Origin of the sequence: Nostoc sp. DedQUE12b (assembly GCF_034530835.1) — a bacterium.
Classification (GTDB): Bacteria; Cyanobacteriota; Cyanobacteriia; order Cyanobacteriales; family Nostocaceae; genus Nostoc.
Window position 1 is genome coordinate 25,200 of sequence record NZ_JAVRCI010000049.1, and the last position, 20,932, is coordinate 46,131.

At 41.0% G+C, this 20,932-nt stretch carries 13 protein-coding genes; 3 read left to right on the top strand and 10 right to left on the bottom strand.

Annotation, left to right across the window (positions count from 1 at the left end; all coding sequences use genetic code 11):
* Nucleotides 1–13: 13 nt before the first annotated feature.
* The 8 genes from RMY16_RS21965 to clpB all read right to left on the bottom strand — a co-directional run bounded on the left by RMY16_RS21965 (nt 14) and on the right by clpB (nt 14,479).
* A complete protein-coding gene (locus tag RMY16_RS21965; protein WP_322738154.1) occupies nt 14–1,006 on the bottom strand; it encodes a glycosyltransferase in 993 nt (330 codons plus the stop codon).
* Complete coding sequence (hpsE, locus tag RMY16_RS21970; RefSeq protein WP_322738155.1) at nt 999–1,988, bottom strand: hormogonium polysaccharide biosynthesis glycosyltransferase HpsE; 990 nt, start codon at nt 1,986–1,988, stop codon at nt 999–1,001. Before hpsE (RMY16_RS21970) ends, RMY16_RS21965 begins: the two co-directional genes overlap by 8 nt.
* A 19-nt stretch (nt 1,989–2,007) precedes the next feature.
* On the bottom strand, nt 2,008–2,976 hold the full coding sequence (gene hpsE / locus RMY16_RS21975; protein WP_322738156.1) for a hormogonium polysaccharide biosynthesis glycosyltransferase HpsE: 969 nt from the start codon (nt 2,974–2,976) through the stop codon (nt 2,008–2,010).
* Nucleotides 2,977–3,164: 188 nt separating this feature from the next.
* On the bottom strand, nt 3,165–3,884 hold the full coding sequence (locus tag RMY16_RS21980; RefSeq protein WP_322738157.1) for a prepilin-type N-terminal cleavage/methylation domain-containing protein: 720 nt from the start codon (nt 3,882–3,884) through the stop codon (nt 3,165–3,167).
* A gap of 38 nt (nt 3,885–3,922) precedes the next feature.
* On the bottom strand, nt 3,923–5,032 hold the full coding sequence (gene hpsC / locus RMY16_RS21985) for a hormogonium polysaccharide secretion pseudopilin HpsC (protein ID WP_322738158.1): 1,110 nt from the start codon (nt 5,030–5,032) through the stop codon (nt 3,923–3,925).
* Complete coding sequence (gene hpsB, locus RMY16_RS21990; protein ID WP_322738159.1) at nt 5,020–5,667, bottom strand: hormogonium polysaccharide secretion pseudopilin HpsB; 648 nt, start codon at nt 5,665–5,667, stop codon at nt 5,020–5,022. The genes hpsC and hpsB overlap by 13 nt, the downstream gene beginning before the upstream one ends.
* Before the next feature lie 202 nt (nt 5,668–5,869).
* Complete coding sequence (gene hpsA / locus RMY16_RS21995; RefSeq protein ID WP_322738160.1) at nt 5,870–10,828, bottom strand: hormogonium polysaccharide biosynthesis protein HpsA; 4,959 nt, start codon at nt 10,826–10,828, stop codon at nt 5,870–5,872.
* A 1,008-nt stretch (nt 10,829–11,836) separates the two neighbouring features.
* A complete protein-coding gene (clpB, locus tag RMY16_RS22000; RefSeq protein ID WP_322738161.1) occupies nt 11,837–14,479 on the bottom strand; it encodes an ATP-dependent chaperone ClpB in 2,643 nt (880 codons plus the stop codon).
* A gap of 423 nt (nt 14,480–14,902) precedes the next feature.
* Between clpB and RMY16_RS22005 the strand changes: the two genes are divergently transcribed.
* Nucleotides 14,903–15,058 (top strand): hypothetical protein, encoded by a 156-nt coding sequence (locus tag RMY16_RS22005; RefSeq protein ID WP_322660668.1) that lies wholly within the window; start codon nt 14,903–14,905, stop codon nt 15,056–15,058.
* Between the two features lie 51 nt (nt 15,059–15,109).
* On the opposite strand, the gene gloA is transcribed toward RMY16_RS22005, so the two are convergent.
* A complete protein-coding gene (gene gloA, locus RMY16_RS22010; protein ID WP_322660666.1) occupies nt 15,110–15,544 on the bottom strand; it encodes a lactoylglutathione lyase in 435 nt (144 codons plus the stop codon).
* 800 nt (nt 15,545–16,344) lie between these two features.
* On the opposite strand from gloA, the gene eno reads away from it, so the two are divergent.
* Entirely contained in the window at nt 16,345–17,634 is a 1,290-nt protein-coding gene (eno, locus tag RMY16_RS22015) for a phosphopyruvate hydratase (protein ID WP_322660664.1), read from the top strand.
* A 63-nt stretch (nt 17,635–17,697) separates the two neighbouring features.
* On the opposite strand, the gene argC is transcribed toward eno, so the two are convergent.
* The gene (gene argC / locus RMY16_RS22020) at nt 17,698–18,756 is read right to left on the bottom strand and encodes an N-acetyl-gamma-glutamyl-phosphate reductase (protein WP_322738162.1); all 1,059 of its coding nucleotides are present in this window, start codon (nt 18,754–18,756) and stop codon (nt 17,698–17,700) included.
* A gap of 318 nt (nt 18,757–19,074) precedes the next feature.
* Here argC and ribBA point away from each other — a divergent pair, with 318 nt between their 5' ends.
* Nucleotides 19,075–20,748 (top strand): bifunctional 3,4-dihydroxy-2-butanone-4-phosphate synthase/GTP cyclohydrolase II, encoded by a 1,674-nt coding sequence (gene ribBA / locus RMY16_RS22025; RefSeq protein WP_322660660.1) that lies wholly within the window; start codon nt 19,075–19,077, stop codon nt 20,746–20,748.
* Nucleotides 20,749–20,932 lie beyond the last annotated feature (184 nt).

A 20,932-nucleotide genomic window follows, 5' to 3' on the forward strand; every position in this document is an offset into this window, starting at 1 on the left:
GTTTTTCTGCCACCTAGTTGTTGAACAATGTTTCAGCTTTTTGGCTTCTTACTTGGCGCTGGTTAGTAATACTGTCGAGCAACGTAGGCATTAAAAGGATTATGAAAATTTTTAATAATAGTTTTAAAGTGAAACTTATATGCTGAAGCCTTGAAGAGTCATTCAGAACATAATTCCATAAAAATTTAGCGGCAGTTAAACCTTTTTGCCGATTAAACGGCTTTTGTAGGGCTTTGCATGTTAAGTATTTGTATAAATTCGCCAAACTTAGATTTCGAATATTATTAAGTGCTAAAGACCTTTCCTTACATGCTCTCTCAAGCACCTGCAAACAAGCTTTCTCTTGCCTAACAAGATTGGAAGAAACTGAATTAGGACTTATACGATATAGGATTTGTGGACATGGTACGCATATAAAATCAAATTTACAGGCCAATCGTAGCCACATATCCCAATCTTGAGCAGCACATAGATATTCATCAAATCCACCTAATTCGATTAAAGCTTCTCTACGAATTAAAGGATTGGAGCCATTCTCCAAAAAATTTGTCACTAATAACTTTTCATAAACATCTCCATTGGCTGTAACGTGTGTACCAGAGAGTACTATTTCACTATTTTCGTCGATATAATCAGTCCAACTGTAAGCAACTTTTGCAGTAAGATTTTCTTGCAAAGACTTTAATTGGCATTGAAGCTTATCAGGTGTCCAAAGATCATCTGCATCTAAGAAACTAATAAATTCTCCAACTGCATGTTTTAACCCTCGGTTACGACTTACATTTCCGCCAGCATTAGGGTAAGAAAACACTTTTATTCTGGGATCTTTAATTTCTGCAATAACATCTAAAGTTGAGTCTTGTGAACCATCATTTATTATAATCAACTCAAAATTCTTAAAAGTTTGGTTTAAGACAGATTGAACTGTTTCAATAATGGTTTTTTCGCTATTATAAGCTGGTATAATTACAGAAACAAATATTGTATTTAAAGTTGAGTTAATCATTTTCTATAGTTGTATTTTCTAAAAGTCTATCTATCCTCCATTTTAAAGAATAAAAAGGACTGAGCATACTAGCCCAGTAAAAGTTAATTTCAAAAAGTGCAATTAAATTGCTTTTTAATTGACCTCGATACTTAATAAAATGTTTTAATAATCGGTGTAAACTTCCCAATATAGTTTTGATCGCAACTAATGGTTTTTGCCAATTTTTAGCATTGATTAAGCGTAGCTGGAAAATACACAGACCACAACCACGTGCGAGCACTAGTAAATAATCTTTTTCTAAGCGCCAATGTGGAATTTGATGATTGATATGCATTGCGGGATTATACCATATTTCCCAACCTGCTTTGTGTAAGTATAAGAGAGCTTCTGTATCATCCCCGCCAACCATCAATTTACTCAGTCTACCTTTAAAAACCAATTCATCAGGAACACTTTCACACCAAGCTTGCTTACGAACAACTAATGCAGCACCTGGAGGAAGCCTTAAATTATCTGCATCAAATAAATATGGCTGTAATCCGTGTTCTCTAATGGCTAGAAAGGCTTGAATTCTTGTAAAATTTTCTGGTGGCTTTACTTCAAAATCACCGTGGATTTGACCACTCCAGGCACCAGCTTGAGGATGCTCTTTTCCAAAAGTATAAGACTGAAAAACCCAATCAGATGCTGGGAGATTATCATCATCTATGAATGCAATAAACTCACCTCTAGCCTCCTTGATAGCCCGCATTCTTGCAAATGCTATTCCCTGTTGTTTTTCTTGAAAATACCTCAATGTAAAATGTTGATTAAATTTTTTCTGGTAATAATCAGCTACTTGATTAGTCTCATCTTTACTATTATTGTCAATAATAATAACTTCCCAATTTAGGCTTTCTATACCTGTCTGATTGAGTAGCAAATCTAAAACTTTAGGTAAACGTTTTGCACCATTGTATGTAGGAATAGCTACCGTAAAATCTAGTTTTTCAATATCCATAAAAGTAAAATATTAATTTTTAATTATATTTTTTAGTTAAATAACCATTTTTCCAAAGGTAAAAAGGACTAATAAAACTGCTTAAAAACAGTTCCATTTCGCAAGCAGCTACTAAATCAGTTTTCAACATAGTTCTATACTTAAATAAGTGGAAAATGATTTTACGCAGGTCATTTGTCAGATAAGCTAAAAAAGCAAATGGTCTATATATCTGTTTGACATTAACCATTCTAGTTACATAACGGCTAAGTCCAATACCTCGAAAAAATGGAATTAAATAATCTTTTTGCAAACGAAATTTTGGTATTTTATGAGAAATTTCCATTTTTGGGTTATACCAAATTTCCCATCCTGCTTTTTGGATATAAGACAACATTTCTAAGTCTTCACTGGTAAGCATACTGCCTTTAACTCTTCCAGTTAGAATAGGCTTCTCTGGTACACTTTCTAACCAGGCTTGTTTACGAACAACAAGTCCGGCAGATGGTGGTAGCAATTTTTTAGCTGCTTCATATAATAGTGGTAAATTACCTCGCTCTGTAATTGCCAAAAATGGAGCAATTCTCTGAAAATTTTCAGGTGGTTCTACTTCCCAGTCAGGATGAATTTGGCTGCCATAAGCTCCCGCCTTCGGATACTTTTCACCAAAAGCATAAGCTGCTGATACCCAATTTGATACTGGGTAGTTGTCATCATCTAGAAAACCTATGAACTTACCTTTAGCTTCTAAAACTGCCTTTTTTCGAGCATAAGCTGCGCCTTGTTTTGCTTCAAAGCAATACTTTAAAGGGTAAGGACATCGCCAATCTTTTTGATAGGTTTGAACAACTTTAGCTGTATTATCAGTGCTGTTATTGTCTACAACTATAATTTCCCAAGATAAATTTTCGGTGTGAACTTGGTTTTGTAGTCGTTCTAGTAGTTCAGGCAAACGACTTTCACCGTTATAAGTTGGGATAGCTACAGTAAAGTCAAGGTTATCAGTCATTTTCCGAAAAGTATATTTTGATGATGACGCTTTTTATTATGGTCAGGCAATGGCTAATTTATCAATGGCTCTTAAATAACTCTATCAAACATTAAAACTGCACATGATGTTTCAATTTTGCTATCAACGTGCAGTTTTATGTACAGCAATATTACGTATTTTTAAAGAAATATTGGCATTTAAATTACTTAACTGCATTTATCATCTTTTGCTGTCAGCATTGAGCCTAAGAGAGTTTTCACGATGACACATCGCTTTACGCTACTAGCCAATGTAGGATTTGCAGAGCTTGGTACAGCTACCACTATTTTTAACCCAGGTGGCTCTGTACCTGCTGCCACTGTTCCAAAGTTATTTGGCAGAGTTAGAACTCCCATATAGTCAAAGGTAATTTTTGCTGATGTACTTAAAGGATAGGATACAGGAGAATTAATAGTAGTATTAGCAATGTTTTCCCCACTAAGATTTCCGCCCAGCAAAAATCTATCAGAATTGGTTCCCACATCGGCCGCTAAAGGTTTCCATGTCCATGTGCCGATTGCAGCATCGCTACGATAAATAGCAACCTCTACATTTTGGGTTGTACTATTTTTCCGAAAACTGACACTGTAGCTAAGTTTATTGTTTTTAGCTTCGCGTTGTGCTTCTTGCAGTGCGGCGAAAACGGCGTCATTAAACTTATTTATCCGTTGCCGATTTACAAAGGCAGCCCAACCAGGAGCTGCGATCGCTGCTAAAATTCCTACTAGCAGCAGTACTACTATTAACTCTATAAGGCTAAATCCAGCATCTTGTTGATTGTAGCCATTAGTAGAGGCTCTATTGGCTAAATATTGCTGCTTTAGCTTTGTTTTTCGGCAGTGCAACTGGAAATAATCTAATAGTTGTAAACTAATAATATTCGGCATACTATCCTGCTTTTATTAATATTTATCAAAGATAGAAGCTATTTGGTAAAAATGAAGCTGCTTCCTTGAACCTTAATGTTTGCACTCGGAAAATAACTAGATTTGCTTTGCGCATAACGTACTTTAGTTTCATCATTTTGTATTAGACGAGCTTGTGCATTACCCCTTAAAAAAACTTCAACAGAACTTCTATTATCTGCACCAACCGAATTAACACAAGCATAGAAGCCTCTTCTAACAATCGTTGATGGAACTCGTTGAAAGACCAAGCCAGTAGGGGCAGGGCAAGTTATTGATGCTGCTGTAACTGTCGGGGTTTCCTGTGCTATTGTTGTTTGATCTATAAAATCAACCAAAACTACGGGAACTTGACTGTAACTGCCCCCAGATACCAAACTATTTGTCCAACTATTCATTTTTGCTTGCAATGTTATGCCCTTTTGGGATAAATCAAAAGGCTTAAAACCTACATCTGGACATCGACTATATTTTTCAGTAAATCCATTACAAGTACTTCCAGTACTATTTGTAACGCCATCTTTAATTTCCCATCTGGCGATGCGGGCAGCTTTAGACCAGTTAGGATTACTGTCTTGAATTAAATAGTAAGCTACCAATGAGTATACAAAAGAATCATCTTTAAATTGAACCACACCTGAAGAATTTTTAGTTTCAACAGCGTCTTGGCTAAATTCTCGTTTCCAAAAGACAAGCACAGGAACTCTATCTGTTGGGCTAGGTAGTTGATTTGTACTTGCATTTGGGCAAGTACTAGTATCAACAGTACCGCTTAGACAAGCAATTCCAGTAGCATCATATATATATATTGCTTGTTGGAGATCGCGAGTAATATAATCTAGTGCAGCTTTAATTTCTTGCTCAGAGTTCGCTTTGGCTTGTTCCTGACCATCAGTGTTTAAAATACTGATCATAAAACTTAGTAACGGCGTAATTACTAAAAATGCAATGAGCATAGCCACCAATAATTCAATCAGAGTAAAACCACTATTTTTATTTTGCTTGTGAGAGGGTTTTAGCTGAGTACTTAACAGCCACCTCAATATATTCATTTTGCTACAGGTTCTCCTTATTGACCGATACTGAGTCATGAAATTATTTATGTTTACCGAGTTAATTATGGTTGACAACCACCAAGGCGATTGCACAAAGCGCTATAGGAGCTTTGACCCCTGACAATTTCAGTTGTCATTTCTACTAGGGGTGCTTTGCGATCGCCTAGTCCCCCTGTGAATGTTGCTGCTGTTTTTCCACTGCTACCCGCAGTTAAAGAACCAAATTCCGCATCTGAACGATATACCCGAACTCCCAAACGATAGCCTTGACCTTTATCAGCGTCGCTATCTGTCACAGCAACGCGAATAGCCTGAATATAAAATAAATCGCTAGTACAGTTGGGATTAGCAAGGCTGCCATTTTTGTTAAAGCAATACAAACCAGTGCTAGCAGTAGGAGCTGACGTAGTACTCAATAAATAGTCACTACTTGAACTGGATACATTTCTACTTGTGCTAGCAGTCAGTGTAACGGTGATTGTCGGATCTGAGATTGTTTTGGATTTGATAGCATCAATGAAGGCTTTAGCTGCTCCTGTTGCCAATTCCACCCGTTTAGCTTGCACACGAGTTGCTGTTGACATTACTAGGACAGGTGCGATCGCTACCAGCAAAATGGCAACCACAAGGATCGCTACAAGCGACTCGATGATCGTAAAACCAGACTCGTTAGACTGCGCAGATAATTCTTGTAGTTGGCGTGGGTTCATACTCAATTTCTTAATAGGGCTATGTTTTAAAGTAATTTGCGGTCGGGTGTAATATACTCGTAACCTCTCTCCAAACCTCTCCCCTACAAGGGGAGAGGCTTTGAATTTTCCCTTCCCTAATAGGGAAGGGGGCTAGGAGGTTAGGTCTGTTAACGCGATCTATTCACCCAAAAAGTGCTGTAAAAACTCTCATTCAGACACTTTATAACGGTTGGAGTTCGCAGCTAGTAGGACGTTCAATTGCAGGTAGCGCAAATTTGAACTTGCGGTCAGGGGCCGGAGGGGTAGTAACAGGGGTAGAGACGATGGTGCCAAAGTAGGCGCTGGGCGCATCCTCAAACCCATTCCCTGCACTCGCATTTTCATCTTGGACAGCACACAACAGAGTTTTCACCCAAAGGTCATCGCGGCCTACTTCTCTGAAGTATTCATTCGGAGGATCTGTTGCTGGAGTTACAAAGCGCTGGGCAAACAAATCAGGATTTTGTGCCAGTAACGCCACATCAAAACCCCAGTTACGGTTAGGAGGCGTATAATAAGGCGCTTCCCCAGCACCATTAGTAGTGAAAGTACTATCTGATGTGTAACCAGGTCTTGTAGAAAAGAGAGTTCTGAAAAATATACTGTCAATATTGGCAGTAGAAGAAAGAGAACTAGGGTTAGGAGAGGTTGCAGCAACAGTTGTTGGCCCTGGTCTGACGAGAACTTGGAATGGTGCGCTAGCATAGATACTGCGTTTAAATTGGATGAATGAACCGTTGATATTGGCATTAATCCCATTCCAGTTTTCTAAGAAGCGCACAAAGTTATGCAAACCCCCGTTAATTTCGTAGGTGGTTGGAGTTGAACCCCCGGTAATTGAATTCACACGAGCAGGAGTGTCACCAGAAGCAATTACTAGATTAAAAGTTGTTTCACTTGCCTGAGACAACCATCTAGTGTTTTTAACAAAACTAGACGATGATGCTATAGCGACGTAAGTCTTTTCAGTATCGTCAGGATCTGTGGTTGTTACCTGTAATTGCAATACAGGCTCTAATAGTGGTTGAAGAGATCCATCTCTTGTGAATGTTGTCGTGCTTCCAGGAAAATCCCTAAGCGAAGAAAGCGAAGCAGCTGGTACTTGGGGATACCTGTAGAATAGACGAATGTTATTTTTGTAAATTATTTCGCTGCCGTTGAATGGTGGTGGCTTACTAGTATTAATATCTTTGGTGGTTGCAAACCAGAGAGCATTATTTGCTGGTTCGGGTAGGCTGCCATCATTAAATTGAGCTACTACTTTAGCTCCCCCTACTGTTGTTATGCCTAGTGCAACGGGAGAAGTGGTACCAATATTTGCTATGACAACACCACTACTAGTAAGCAGCTTACCAACATTATCTCGTTTGAACGCAACCCGCCGGGCAAATCTTCTAAAATCAGCCTGTGCCGATTTGGCAGTAGTACCAGCTAAGAGTTTGTCACGCTCTGCATTTGCTGGAAGATTATGAGATTGTATTGATCTATCGCCGTCGTAACCAATATACCAATCAGTTTCTCTACATTCTGAAACTGGTATTTTGAAGCACATTTCCATTACATACTCTGGGAAACTTCCTCGTCGTTGAATGGGTGTGACGAAATTGTTCAAGTAAGAACTGTTAAAGTTTACTGAGTCAGCACCAGTGGGAGTCCCTTTGTAGTACGTATCATCATTAGATGAAGTGAAGAAATTAGATGAAGTAACAAAGTTGTTATTCCAAAATCCTGCCTTCAATCGATTCAATACGGCGTCAGTATCACTCACTTGGTGGTTATTTCGCAAGTCGTAATCACCCTCATTGCGGAAACCTTCGCGGAAGTTACCAGACAGCAAGGTGACAGCATCGGCAAGTACTGATGCTGGTCGCCAAGTTTCGCCTGTTGCGCAATTAGGTAGTCTAGAGTCATTAGGCCGACAAGCAAAGTTAGGATCGCGATTTGCCGCAGTACGAGCATAAAATTTAGTATCGTAGTTAGCAGCACTAGGATCTAAAAGATCCCCACCTAGAAATTCTTGTTTAGCGTGGAGATTAAAATTGCCTTTAACATACGCTGGTAGCTCGGTTGCTAAAATCAAGCCTTTTTCTTCTGGTCTGTAATCAGTCAGACGACTCAAGTTACTGCCATTAATCAACATAATGGCATTGGGTCGGCGTTCAGGATCTAGTTTGTAGTCACTGGCGCTGACATTATCACTTGCTGAGTCACTGCGATCTTTTTGAGCATCATCACGAGAGGCATAGATAATGCCGCTATTGGGCAACAGATATTCCTTATCCGATACAAGGCCGATTGCTTTTGTGCGAAGCAGACTTAAATCTATGGTAGTGGCACGAATTTCTAATGGCTGACGCTGTTCCACTTCCAGATTGTATTTTCCAGTTAATACAGCACCTTTATCTATAGCTTTAATTTGTCGGGCATCAAGAAATGCAGTTTCTTTGATTGCGCCATCAGGAACGTAGGTAGTACTCCTAGTCAAAGTGCCATCAGCAATTTGGATTGCACAGATGGTAGAGTCAATTGCTGATTGCTCAGAGAGAGTGAGTTTACTGGTTGTTGCTTTGGCCAGTGCTTGCCGTAGTAATGGATTGACAAGGCGGCCATTGGGAAATACCAACTTGGCTTGATATTTCAAGCGATCTAGCAAAGTTACACTAGTGTTAGTCACATCATCAGCGCTAGCCGCAAGTGCAAAAAAACCATTGCCATCTACTGTCTGTCCTCTAGTTATACCAGCAGATGTAGTAGCGGGAGCCTCGTAAACGATCCCATTATTTGATTTGGCTCCAGCGGGTCTAGCACCAATTACTTCACCGCTCACATCCCCCAGTGTACCTGTATTTCTTGCTGTATCCTTGTTTGTGGGATCGTAGTAGCTACTTACACAGGCCATGGGTGTTTGATAATCGTCAGCCGCCTGAGGATCGTAGGAATTAAACTTGTAGTGATAAACTGCTGTGGCACGCATTACCAAATCACCACGTTTTGGCGTACCGTTCAGAGGATCGGTCGAATCAGGTACAAGCATAGGCATAGTATCAGGCCAGACTACTATGCCAGCGCTTTCGTTGATTACCACTGGTGGCGTGCTTGGTGGACTGCTTGGATCTGGCGTGCTTAGATCATCAGGTGGTGTTGGACGAGTAGGTAATCCAGAATCTGTATTAGGTCTATATATTCCAGCACCTGTAATCACCCTCAATCCACCGACCACATCAAGAGGATTAGATCGGGGTGAAGCGGCTGAAATCTCCCAAAAACCATCACGTCCTGTTACACCTAAATCTGATAACTGTCTAACGCGAGTGCTACGAGTACGATCTTTGGTAGTGCTACCTGTCCACTTCACCGCAGGGGAGATGGCTTGAGGATCATTCTCTCCTACAAAGTCTCCTTTTGTGTTGTCCCATATTAGTTCAGGCAGGTTGTTGCCTACTACGATGCGATCGCCTAACTCTGTTTCTATTACGGGAGTATTATCTACAATGTCTGGATCTCTAGTAGGTAGTTGCGCTGTATTTAATGTTAGTGATGTATTAGCATCTGTTGGATAAATCCAGGCATCCATTGGACGTAGCGTATTCACGGAACCGTTCATAAAGATTGCTACATCTGTTACTGAGTTTGAGTCGTACTCAGTAGTGCCAGATTTTATAATAGCAGAAGTACCATAAGGAACTTCTTGAAATGGTACACGCCTAGTACGTTTACGGAACCAATTTTCCAATTCTTCCTTACGTACTTTATTCGTATCTAAACTTGGATCGTTTAGAAGCCGATTGGTTATATTAGTTCTGATTTCTTGAGGATCAGTAGTAGCAGCTTTGTTAAGTTGTGCCTTCACTAATAAGTCTATGCGTTGAGCATAAGCTTGAGTGTTATAGGCAATATCACTCGAATCATCTGAGGTGGTTTTATTAGTCCCTGCTAAAGATTTAGTTGTATCAGGTGCATTATTTTCTCGAAATAAATCTACGCGTGTTCCACCTAGATTAGTTGTACTGATTGGGCTACTAGTTGCAATATTACCGCCAATAACTATCTTGCCATTTTCTCGTTCGTAATAACATGAATACCTACTACTGACCTGATAGAAGGTTATATCTTCACTAGTTTCACCAGTAAATAAGTTACTGTTAGTAAAAATACGTCCATTGAGACGGAATCTAGGCCCTGGTGTAATATCTAAGTCATCTTCATAGACAACAGCATTATTAGTAATAGAAACTTGACTACGATCTTGTTGCATTTCTAAAGCCGAGAAGCCCTTATTACCTCGATACTTCTCATATTTGGTTGTATCAAGAGAAGTAGCTTGAGCAATATCACTAATGGGAACAGTTACTGCATAAACGAAAAAGCTTTTTTTCAATTCGCCATTTGGTAGCTTATACCAACCCGAACTACCTACTAAGCTGGCACTAGTATCACCAGCTATGTCACAAGCTCCACCTGCTTTAGCTGGTAGCATAGGAGGGGTTCTAGCATCTAGTGGGCTTCTACTTCTGGTTTGGGTTGTACCAGTTTGGGGGGGAGTACGGAAGTAGATACCATAGAGAATAAAGCTATCAAATTTACCGTTATTATCTGTATCGGCAGGAAATTTCCAGGCTGTTTGTATGTTTTCTTGATTTTCTAAAGCCATACTACTAGCTGCTTCAATCTTCGGAGCTGAAGTACTTTTATTAAGGTTATAAGCTAGGGTTATAGGAGTTTCATCACCAAATGTATAGACAGGAAGTTTATTAACTAAAGTGTTGTATAGGGTTAGATTTGATGGGACAGAGCGTGGTAGAGTTGGGTCGGCAAACAGTGCACTTATTTTGGCTTTAGCCCTGTCTAAAGCAGGGGTGGCAGCTTGCATTGTCGCTTCATTCACACGGACATTACTAGCATTTTTAGAACGCTCAAAAGACCGAAATAAAATTGCAGTTGTTAACAGTACAACTACCAAAACTACCATCGCCACTGTTGGCAATACAAAGCCAGAATTAACCGAACTGCGTCTTCTTTGAGTACCAGAAATAGTTCGCAAAAGCCAAATAATCTGCTTGTTGATTGCAGATAAAAACTGCTTGCTAATTTGTCTGAAGGTTTTTTGAATTACCTTGAATAGCTGACGTTTTCGAGACATATCTGCTTCCTGGTCAAGTGGATTATAGCGAGTTTTCTATTTATTCAAAGTTTTCAGTCATGCCTATCAAGTATTGTTACAGGCATTAGATGAGACGATATTTGTCTAACTACTTTATTTGGCTTGAATAACTTCCAAATAAAGTAGTTATAAAAAAAAGATAATTTATTAAAGTTATATCATTTATGAATTGTTCATTTTATCCGGTAAACACTGATTTTTTCAGAATTATTTAGTTCTAGTCTGATAAATAATAAGAGCATTACCTCACAGTAGAATTGCGTAAATGTGTTTTATTTGAAGACAAATTTATGAAGATGTTATTAGCAGAGTAGACTTATAATACCCATCTGTTAAAGGAAAGATATCAGTTAGGTGCAAAATAATCAGATGTGCAGCTTAGATTCCCGACTTCTTTAATTAAGAAGTCGGGAATCTTGTTGTTCACATTGCTTTGATTAATTACTAATTACTCACTAGTAGTTTGCCAAGGAAACTTGGCAGGGTAAAGGGCAAGGGGGAAAGGGAAAAGATGTTTACTCCTTTAACCTTTCCACTTTTCCCAGCCCTCACCTAACAATTTTGGGTTGGCAGACTACTAAGTACGACTTGGCGTAAATCCCACTACTAAGCTGTTCTACATTTAAATTGCATAAGCTGGGCGGGCAAGATGCCTACCCCACAAGAGTTATATTTAATTCGATTATGCAAATTAGATGTTTTTTAGCTTACCTTTAAAGGCAAGCAAGTCTTTGCCACAGGGTAATAATTTTTCGTACCCTGTAGCAGAAGCTACCATGCATCATAGATACAACCACAGTCAAATTAACACTAAAAAAGACTGTTAGAAACCGCAACTACACGGGGTTTACCCACCTCCGTAGGTTCAAACTCTCAATTCTCCTTAGACTTTGTTTGTGAAGCCAATGTGGTCTTTCCCTACAGCCCTTTGGGTATCATACAGCAGGCGCTAGCGTCTCCCGTTGAGTGAAGGGGAGACGTCAGGTGCTATGTAGCAATCTGTGGTACTGACACCTTCACAACCACTTTTTTGCTAAAAGACAGACCGTTTTCATTTTTGTCAATGATAATCGTGTCTCCAGAGATAAAAGTATTTTCCAATAATTTGGTGGCGAGGGGGTTTTCTACTTCTCGCTGAATTGCCCGTTTGAGTGGACGGGCACCGTAAACTGGGTCATAGCCTGATTCGACAAGGTGATCGCAGGCAGATTGAGATATTTCAAAGAAGATTTTTTGCTCGCGGAGGAGATTTTCTACCCGTTTGAGTTGAATGCGGATGATCTGCCGCATTTCTGTGCGATTTAGTGTATGGAAGAGAATAATATCATCGACGCGGTTGAGAAATTCGGGGCGAAAATGCGATCGCAATGCTTCCATTACCCTAACCCGCATCGTCTCATACTTGGAATCATCACCAGATATATCCAAAATATGTTCGCTACCAATGTTACTGGTCATCACAATAACGCTGTTACGAAAATCTACCGTTCTTCCCTGAGAATCAGTAATTCTCCCATCATCTAGTACCTGTAACAAAATATTGAATACATCGGGGTGCGCTTTTTCGACTTCATCCAACAGCACCACTGAGTAAGGACGGCGGCGAATTGCCTCGGAAAGTTGACCGCCTTCTTCATAGCCTATATATCCTGGAGGCGCTCCTACAAGGCGAGAAACTGAGTGTTTTTCCATGTACTCAGACATATCCAAGCGCACCAATGCATCATCAGAATCAAACAGAAACTGAGCCAAAGCACGGGCGAGTTCAGTTTTGCCTACACCTGTGGGGCCCATGAACAGAAATGAACCAATGGGACGAGAGGGATCTTTCATCCCGGCACGGGCACGGCGAATTGCGGCTGCTACTGCTTCTACAGCCTCTTCTTGCCCAATGACTCGTTGATGCAAATGACTTTCTAATTGCAGCAATTTTTGTCGTTCCGATTCCAACAGGCGATTGACGGGGATTCCTGTCCATTTAGCGACGATTTCGGCAATATCGGATTCAGTAACTTGTTCTCTTAGCAACGTGGAACCTTGGTTTTGAATTTCTAAAAGGCTCGCTTCTTTGGCTTCGCGCTCGTGCTGCACTCCCTCCAATTTGCCATACTTCAGTTGGGCAGCTTTATTTAGGTCATAAGCACGTTCCGCCTGTTCAATTTGCACTCGCAAGGCATCTTCTTCTTTCTTTAAGGCGCTTATAGCCTCCAATATCTGCTTTTCACCTTGCCATTGCTCATTAAATATTTGCTGTTTTTCCGTTAAATTGGCGATTTCTTGTTCAATGCGCTCCAAACGTTCTTTTGTTTGGGGGGTACCCTTTTCTTCGCCAGCTAATGACAGCTTTTCCATTTCTAACTGCATGAGGCGTCGATCGATGGTTTCCAATTCGGCTGGTTTGGAGGTAATCTCCATTTTCAACTGTGCTGCTGCTTCATCTACTAAGTCAATAGCTTTATCTGGTAAAAAGCGATCGCTAATGTAACGCGCTGACAAGGTTGCTGCTGCTACCAAAGCCGAATCAGAAATTTTGACGTTGTGATGCACTTCATAGCGTTCTTTCAACCCCCGCAGAATGGAAATAGTATTTTCCACACTTGGCTGATCGACAAATACTTGCTGAAAGCGGCGTTCTAGGGCAGCATCTTTCTCAATGTGTTTGCGGAACTCGTCGAGGGTAGTCGCGCCAATACAACGCAGTTCTCCCCGCGCCAGCATTGGTTTGAGCAGATTTCCCGCATCCATTGCCCCTTGTTGGCTAGAACCTGTACCGACTACGGTATGTAGTTCGTCAATAAACAAGACAATTTGACCGTTAGATTCCGTAACTTCTTTGAGGACAGCTTTCAGGCGTTCTTCAAATTCTCCTCGCAATTTTGCCCCAGCAATTAAACTACCGATGTCTAAAGAGATGAGTTGGCGGTTTTTCAGAGATTCAGGAACATCACCGTTTACCATCCGCTGTGCTAATGCTTCTGCGATCGCTGTTTTACCTACCCCAGGTTCGCCAATGAGTACGGGGTTATTTTTGCTACGACGAGACAATACTTGAATTACCCGCCTAATTTCCTCATCCCGCCCAATTACCGGGTCGAGTTTTCCAGCTTTTGCCTGTTCTGTCAAATCTCTGCCAAATTTTTGTAAGGCGTCATAGCGAGATTCTGGGGTTTGATCTGTCACCTTTTGGCTACCACGAATAGTTTTGATCGTAGCTTCGAGTTTAGGTGCATCCGCACTAAAGCCTTTGAGTATTTTTCGTCCAATGCGATCGTCTTCAGCAAAAGCCAAAAGTATGTGTTCCACGGAAATGTAGGAATCTTTCATCCTGGCTCTAGCTTCCTCGGCCCGGTCTAGTAAAATATCTAAATTACGGCTAAGGTAAAGCTGATCGCTTTTACCTACTTTGGGCTGGCGTTGGGTAAAAGCTTCTAGCTGCTGCTGCAAGCGGAGCGGATCGACCTCAGATCGAGCCAGGATACGTATTGCTAGACTAGTAGGTTCTTCTAACAGGGCAATAATTAAATGTTCAACATCTAGTTGCTGTTGTTGATAAGCACGGACTATATCCTGAGATTTAACAATTGCTTCCCAGGCTTTATCAGTAAATTTATTCGGATCTGTAGGTTGCATCTTTATAATTTTGGAATTTGGATTTTTAGTTTAGGGATTGGGAGTGGGGATTGGGATTGGGGATTGGGAAGAAAATTAAGCCTCTAGTCCCTAATCTCCAACGATCCAAACATTCTCAGCGTCTTATTTGCGTGTATCTCCGGTGGCAATTTTAGATTGGCAATTGGTGATAGTTTAATCGATTGCCTATTTCCTAATTTAAAACGAAAACACTGTTATGAGTGGACTTTGGCAGATGGTGTTATTAGAGCGATGTCTACGATGGTCACTGAGCTTTGTCGAAGTGCGGACTACAACTAGGTTATTAATGTTGCTCATGAAAGAGAGCATGGGAGTAATATAATTTACACAAAGAAGATTTACTAACCCGCCTAAAAAGGGGAGGAAAAAAGCGAAAAGTCTCACACATTTGGGTTTATCGGTATGAGACACCTATCTGCGGGAAGAATCAATCTCTCCGTATATGGCTCAACTTTTCAAGATATGGGCGTGGTTTTTGCGATCGCTATTAAGCAAAAGCTACTACCTAGATCCCCGACTGGTTCAAAAAGTTGGGGATCTAAATCTAGCTTAAGTTAAGTTACATTCAACCCTACCGGATAATTTATTTTTTGGAAATCCTTATAAGAATTACTGACTCACAAGTTGTTCTTGTGATTCCTGTTTGACTTCTGACCCTTGAGTTCCCAGTTGAATCAGTTCAATTTTATACCCATCTGGATCTTCCACAAAAGCAATTACTGTCGAACCATGTTTCATTGCTCCTGGTTCACGTACAACTTTACCGCCTTGATTGCGAATTTCCTCACACGTAGAGTAAATATCTTCAACGCCAAGGGCAATGTGACCGTAAGCATTACCCAATTCGTATTTTTCTACGCCCCAGTTATAAGTTAGTTCGATCACCGCCTCGTTGCTTTCATCACCGTAGCCTACAAAAGCCAGGGTAAATTCTCCCCCTGGATAATCTTTTCGCCGCAGTAATTTCATACCCAGAACTTCACAATAGAATTTTAATGACTCTTCAAGGTTGCCCACTCGCAACATTGTGTGTAGTAATCGCATGTTGACCTTTGCTTAGTTAGATAATTCTTATATTTTATATCTCATGAGCAATTTCCACAGATAACTACCATTAACTGTGCTTATAATTGCTCAATTATTAGTAACTCTATCATTGGTAACTTATTTCCCATTACTCAACGTCTACAACTTTAAAAGTAATTATTCAATTAGGTTGAATTAGATAAAGATTTAGCCATACTTATAGTTACAGCCTCTGTGGTATGTTTATTGTAAGAATATTTGTTGCCTAAATGTCAATGTTTGAATTCACTATATTACTTACCAAAGAAGAAAAAATTACAAGTTCAGAAATGCTTTTATAAATAAAATTGATCAATAAATCGATGATAAAAGTTAAATATTATGTATGAGTGGGACTGAGAACTGAACCAACGAAACTTAAAACAAAAAATATAGTTAAAATTAGCAGCTTGAATTTGCTGCGAAAAGTTATATTAAAATGATTCTTCATCTTCTGATAGTGTTTCTTAATTACATGAGGTACATCATAGTCTCCTCGTCGCTTGTGGGGAAAGGGCTGGGGGTGGGTTTTTGTACAGTTAATATGAGTTTTTTGTTGAAGTATTATATCTTGCACCAGTATGATTTAATTCGCTGTTACATAAGTCAATCCAGTCTCCGAAGGTTCCAGAATCTGCTCAATTCTCCTGTTAGTTGACTCCAACTCTGGAAATCTTCTTTAATCTCAGCCAACAAAGTCTCTTAAACGCCTATGCTAGCGATTGGGTTAGACAACTGGACTGTATGCGTAACACACTCGAATAAAGGATAAAGTACAGATGAGTAAATTTCTAGATACTGCCATTGAGGCGATCGCAGCCCGTGAAATTCTTGATTCACGCGGTAGACCGACAATTGAAGCCGAAGTACATTTAGCCAACGGTGTTGTCGGACTAGCGCAGGTTCCTAGTGGTGCTTCCACAGGCACTTTTGAGGCTCACGAATTGCGTGATGGCGATAAAAGCCGTTATGGAGGCAAAGGCGTACTCAAGGCAGTACAAAACGTCAAAGAAGCACTTGCACCAAAATTACTAGGCTTAGATGCCCTCAACCAAGAACTCCTAGACCGCACAATGATTGCGATAGATGCTTCTCCTAACAAATCCAATTTGGGGGCGAATGCGATTTTGGGCGTTTCCTTAGCAGCTGCTAAAGCCGGTGCTGAATCTCTCGAAATTCCTCTATATCGCTATTTGGGCGGCCCTTTAGCGAATTTGCTACCAGTGCCGTTGATGAACGTGATTAACGGTGGCGCACACGCTTCAAATAATGTGGATTTTCAAGAGTTTATGATTGTCCCAATTGGGGCGACTTCCTTCCGGGAAGCATTGCGCTGGGGTGCAGAGGTATTTGCTACCCTCAGTCAAGTGTTAGATGAGAAGGGTTTACTTACTGGTGTCGGCGATGAAGGCGGCTTTGCCCCTAACCTAGAATCTAATCAGGTGGCTTTGGAATTGCTGGTTGCTGCCATTCAGAAAGCTGGTTACAAGCCAGGGGAACAAGTAGCTTTGGCGTTGGATGTGGCGGCTAGTGAGTTTTACAAGAATGGTCAGTATGTTTACGATGGTAAACCTCACGCCCCAGCTGAATTTATTGATTATTTAGGACAACTAGTTGATCAATATCCGATTGTGTCAATTGAGGATGGCTTGCACGAAGAAGATTGGCAAAGTTGGCAATTGCTGACCCAGAAGTTAGGTTCGCGGGTGCAGTTGGTAGGGGATGACTTGTTTGTGACTAACGCCACTCGCTTGCAAAGAGGCATTCAAGAAAAAGCCGCTAATGCCATTTTGATTAAACTCAATCAAATTGGTTCACTCAGCGAAACCTTAGAAACAATTGATTTGGCAACTCGCAACAGTATCCGTTCAGTAATTAGCCATCGTTCTGGTGAAACAGAAGACACAACGATCGCTGATTTAGCTGTAGCAACCCGTGCCGGTCAAATCAAAACAGGTTCTCTGTGTCGCAGCGAACGCGTAGCAAAATATAATCGCTTGCTGCGAATTGAAGATCAACTAGGCGATCGCGCCGTTTATGCTGGTGCTGTAGGATTAGGGCCGAAGTAGAGTTAAGAGTTAGGAGTTAGGAGTTTTTAATTCATAATTCATCACTTTTAACTCCTAACTGATTTACGGATAAAACCCTAACTTGGGCAACCCCAAGGTTTCATCCCAGCCCATCATCAGGTTTAGACACTGAATAGCTTGGCCCGCCTGTCCTTTAATTAGATTGTCAATTGCTGACATGACAATTACGCGACCTGTGCGTGGGTCAACTTCTACACCGATATAACAAAGATTGCTACCGTTAGCCCATTTGGTTTGCGGGTAAACGCCGCTACCGCAGACTCTTACCCAAGGAGAGTTGCGGTAGAAGGCTGAGAAAATTGTGATTAAGTCATCTCGTACTAGACCGGGATCGCTCATTGTGGCATATACCGTTGCCAAAATACCGCGTACCATTGGGACAAGGTGCGGTGTAAATTGGATCATGAGTTCGTGACCGGCTAAGTCACTGCAAATTTGCTCAATTTCTGGGGTATGACGGTGACGACCAATATTGAAAGCGGCTATGGAGTTGTCTGCTTCAGCTAGTAATAAGTTGGTTTGAGCCTGCCGTCCACTGCTAGATGTGCCAGACTTGGCATCGATAATAGCTGTTTCTGGTCTGATTAAGCCTTGCTTTAAAAGTGGCGAAAGTGCAAGGAGACTGGCAGTGGGATAGGAACCAGGACAGCCAATAAGTTGAGCTTCAGCAATGCGATCGCGATAAAGTTCTGGTAATCCATAAACTGCTGTTGCTGCAATTGTGCGATCGCTTCTCTCTATACCATACCAATTTGTATAAGTTGTCAAATCACTGAATCTATAGTCCGCACTCAAATCTAGTACTTTACATCCTTTTTCCAACAGTTTGGGTGCGATTTGACAAGCCAGACCATTTGGTAAAGACAGGAAAACGACTTCACAGCGGTGAGCAATTATTTCTGGTTCTACCGTTTCTATTAGCAGGTTAGTTGCATGAGCTAAATGTGGATAGAGATCCCCAAAGGATTTCCCGATACTAGTCTCACCTCCTAAATAAACCATTTCGACTTCTGGGTGATCCATCAGTAGTCGTACTAATTGCACTCCACCATAGCCCGACGCGCCAACAATCCCAACGGGTACGCGTCTAAATTTGCCCATGATCTGAAATCCTTATCCCATGAATGGTTAATTCGTTCTCAGCTAACAATATCAGCGACCAGACGCACAGCGCACAAAACGTCTTAAACCCCTCTAATTTATTCTGAGGAGGTAAGGGAGCGAAGAAACGATTATTATTCTTCCTCATCCCCTTCATCCTTAATTTCATGTCGCTGCACTTTATCGCCACTTTTAATAGCAAAAATTTTTGCCCCGTTATCAAATCATTGCTAGTCTACTTCTCTGCCTTATAAAGGAGCTACAATCTAAAAGAAGAAATTGTTAAAAAAATTTACGTTTATAGCTGGAAATCTTTCTGTGTCACAGCCTAATCCTACCCAAGCTTTTAAATTTGATTCGATTGATGCCGCTTTAGCAGACCTAAAAGCTGGTCGCGTCATTGTAGTGGTAGATGATGAAAATAGAGAAAATGAAGGCGACTTAATTTGTGCTGCCCAATTTGCCACACCCGACATGATTAATTTCATGGCAGTGGAAGCAAGAGGACTAATTTGTTTGGCAATGACAGGCGATCGCCTAGACGAGCTAGACTTACCCTTGATGGTAAGCAACATTACAGATACTAACCAAACTGCTTTCACTGTCAGTATTGATGCCGGGCCAGAATTAGGTGTCACCACAGGCATCTCAGCAGAAGACCGCGCCCGAACTATCCAGGTTACTCTCAACCCAGCCACAAAACCCAGCGATTTACGCCGTCCTGGTCATATTTTTCCGATTCGGGCTAAGGCTGGAGGCGTACTCAAACGCGCAGGACATACGGAAGCTGCTGTGGACTTAGCTAGGCTAGCAGGGCTATACCCAGCGGGAGTAATTTGTGAAATTCAAAACTCTGATGGTTCAATGGCGCGGTTGCAGCAGTTAGTTGAATACGCTAAACGTCACAATTTAAAAATTATTAGTATTGCTGATTTAATAAGTTATCGCTTACAGCACGATCGCTTAGTGTATCGTGAGGTGATTACTAAACTGCCTAGTCAATTCGGTCAGTTTGAAATTTACGCTTATCGCCATACCCTGGATAATACAGAACACGTGGCAATTGTCAAGGGCGATCCAGCTAACTTCAAAGATGAGCCAGTGATGGTACGAATGCACTCAGAATGCTTAACTGGTGACGCTTTGGGGTCTTTGCGCTGCGATTGTCGGATGCAGCTTGAAGCTGCACTGAAAATGATTGAGGCTGCTGGCCAAGGTGTAGTTGTATACCTGCGTCAAGAAGGGCGGGGAATCGGCTTGATTAATAAGCTGAAAGCCTACTCGTTGCAGGATATGGGACTGGATACAGTGGAAGCTAATGAGCGTTTGGGATTTCCTGCTGACTTGCGAGACTACGGTATGGGGGCACAAATGCTCATGGACTTGGGCATCAAAAAGATTCGCTTGATTACCAATAATCCTCGCAAAATTGCTGGAGTCAAGGGTTATGGATTGGAAGTAGTTGATCGCGTGCCATTGTTGATTGAGGCAACTGATTACAATTCCTATTATCTAGCGACAAAGGCGAAAAAGCTGGGTCACATGCTGTTACAGACTTATCTGGTGACAGTAGCAATCCACTGGCAAGATGACCCGGAAGTTGTAACGGAACGTTATGAACGCTTAGAAAAACTGCGACACTTAGCGAAAACTAACGATCTATTGTTGCAGGAAGAAGCGCGTCCTTTAGCGATCGCTATATTTGACGAGCCATCTCTAACAGTACACTTGGGTTTCGATCAGGCAAAAGTTGCTAGCTGTGATTGGTATCGCCAGGATGGTCATCCTTATATACAGGCAATCTTCCAAATTCTGGACAACCTAGCAACTTTGCCATACATCCAGAAATTAGAATTTCTAATTTCCTCTGGTTGCGATCCTTTGAGTAATTTACAAGTCCAACTAGATCGGCAGACATTCGCCGATGCTACACTGCCTTCATCAATTAGCGATCGCTTGGAGACACAGCAAATTTACAGCTTTAGCAAATAGCCACGTATTTACAGCAGTTTTCTATTTACATGAGGTACAAAGTTACGGGTTTTTAGGCAGAAGCCAGCAGTTAGAAACTGTTTATGTCTGATCTTAATTCCTGCATTTTGTACCTCAGTTACTTGCAAACTGCTGTATCTAGCGTTTCATGAGATTCTGATGTCATGTTTTTTGTGAAAAACTA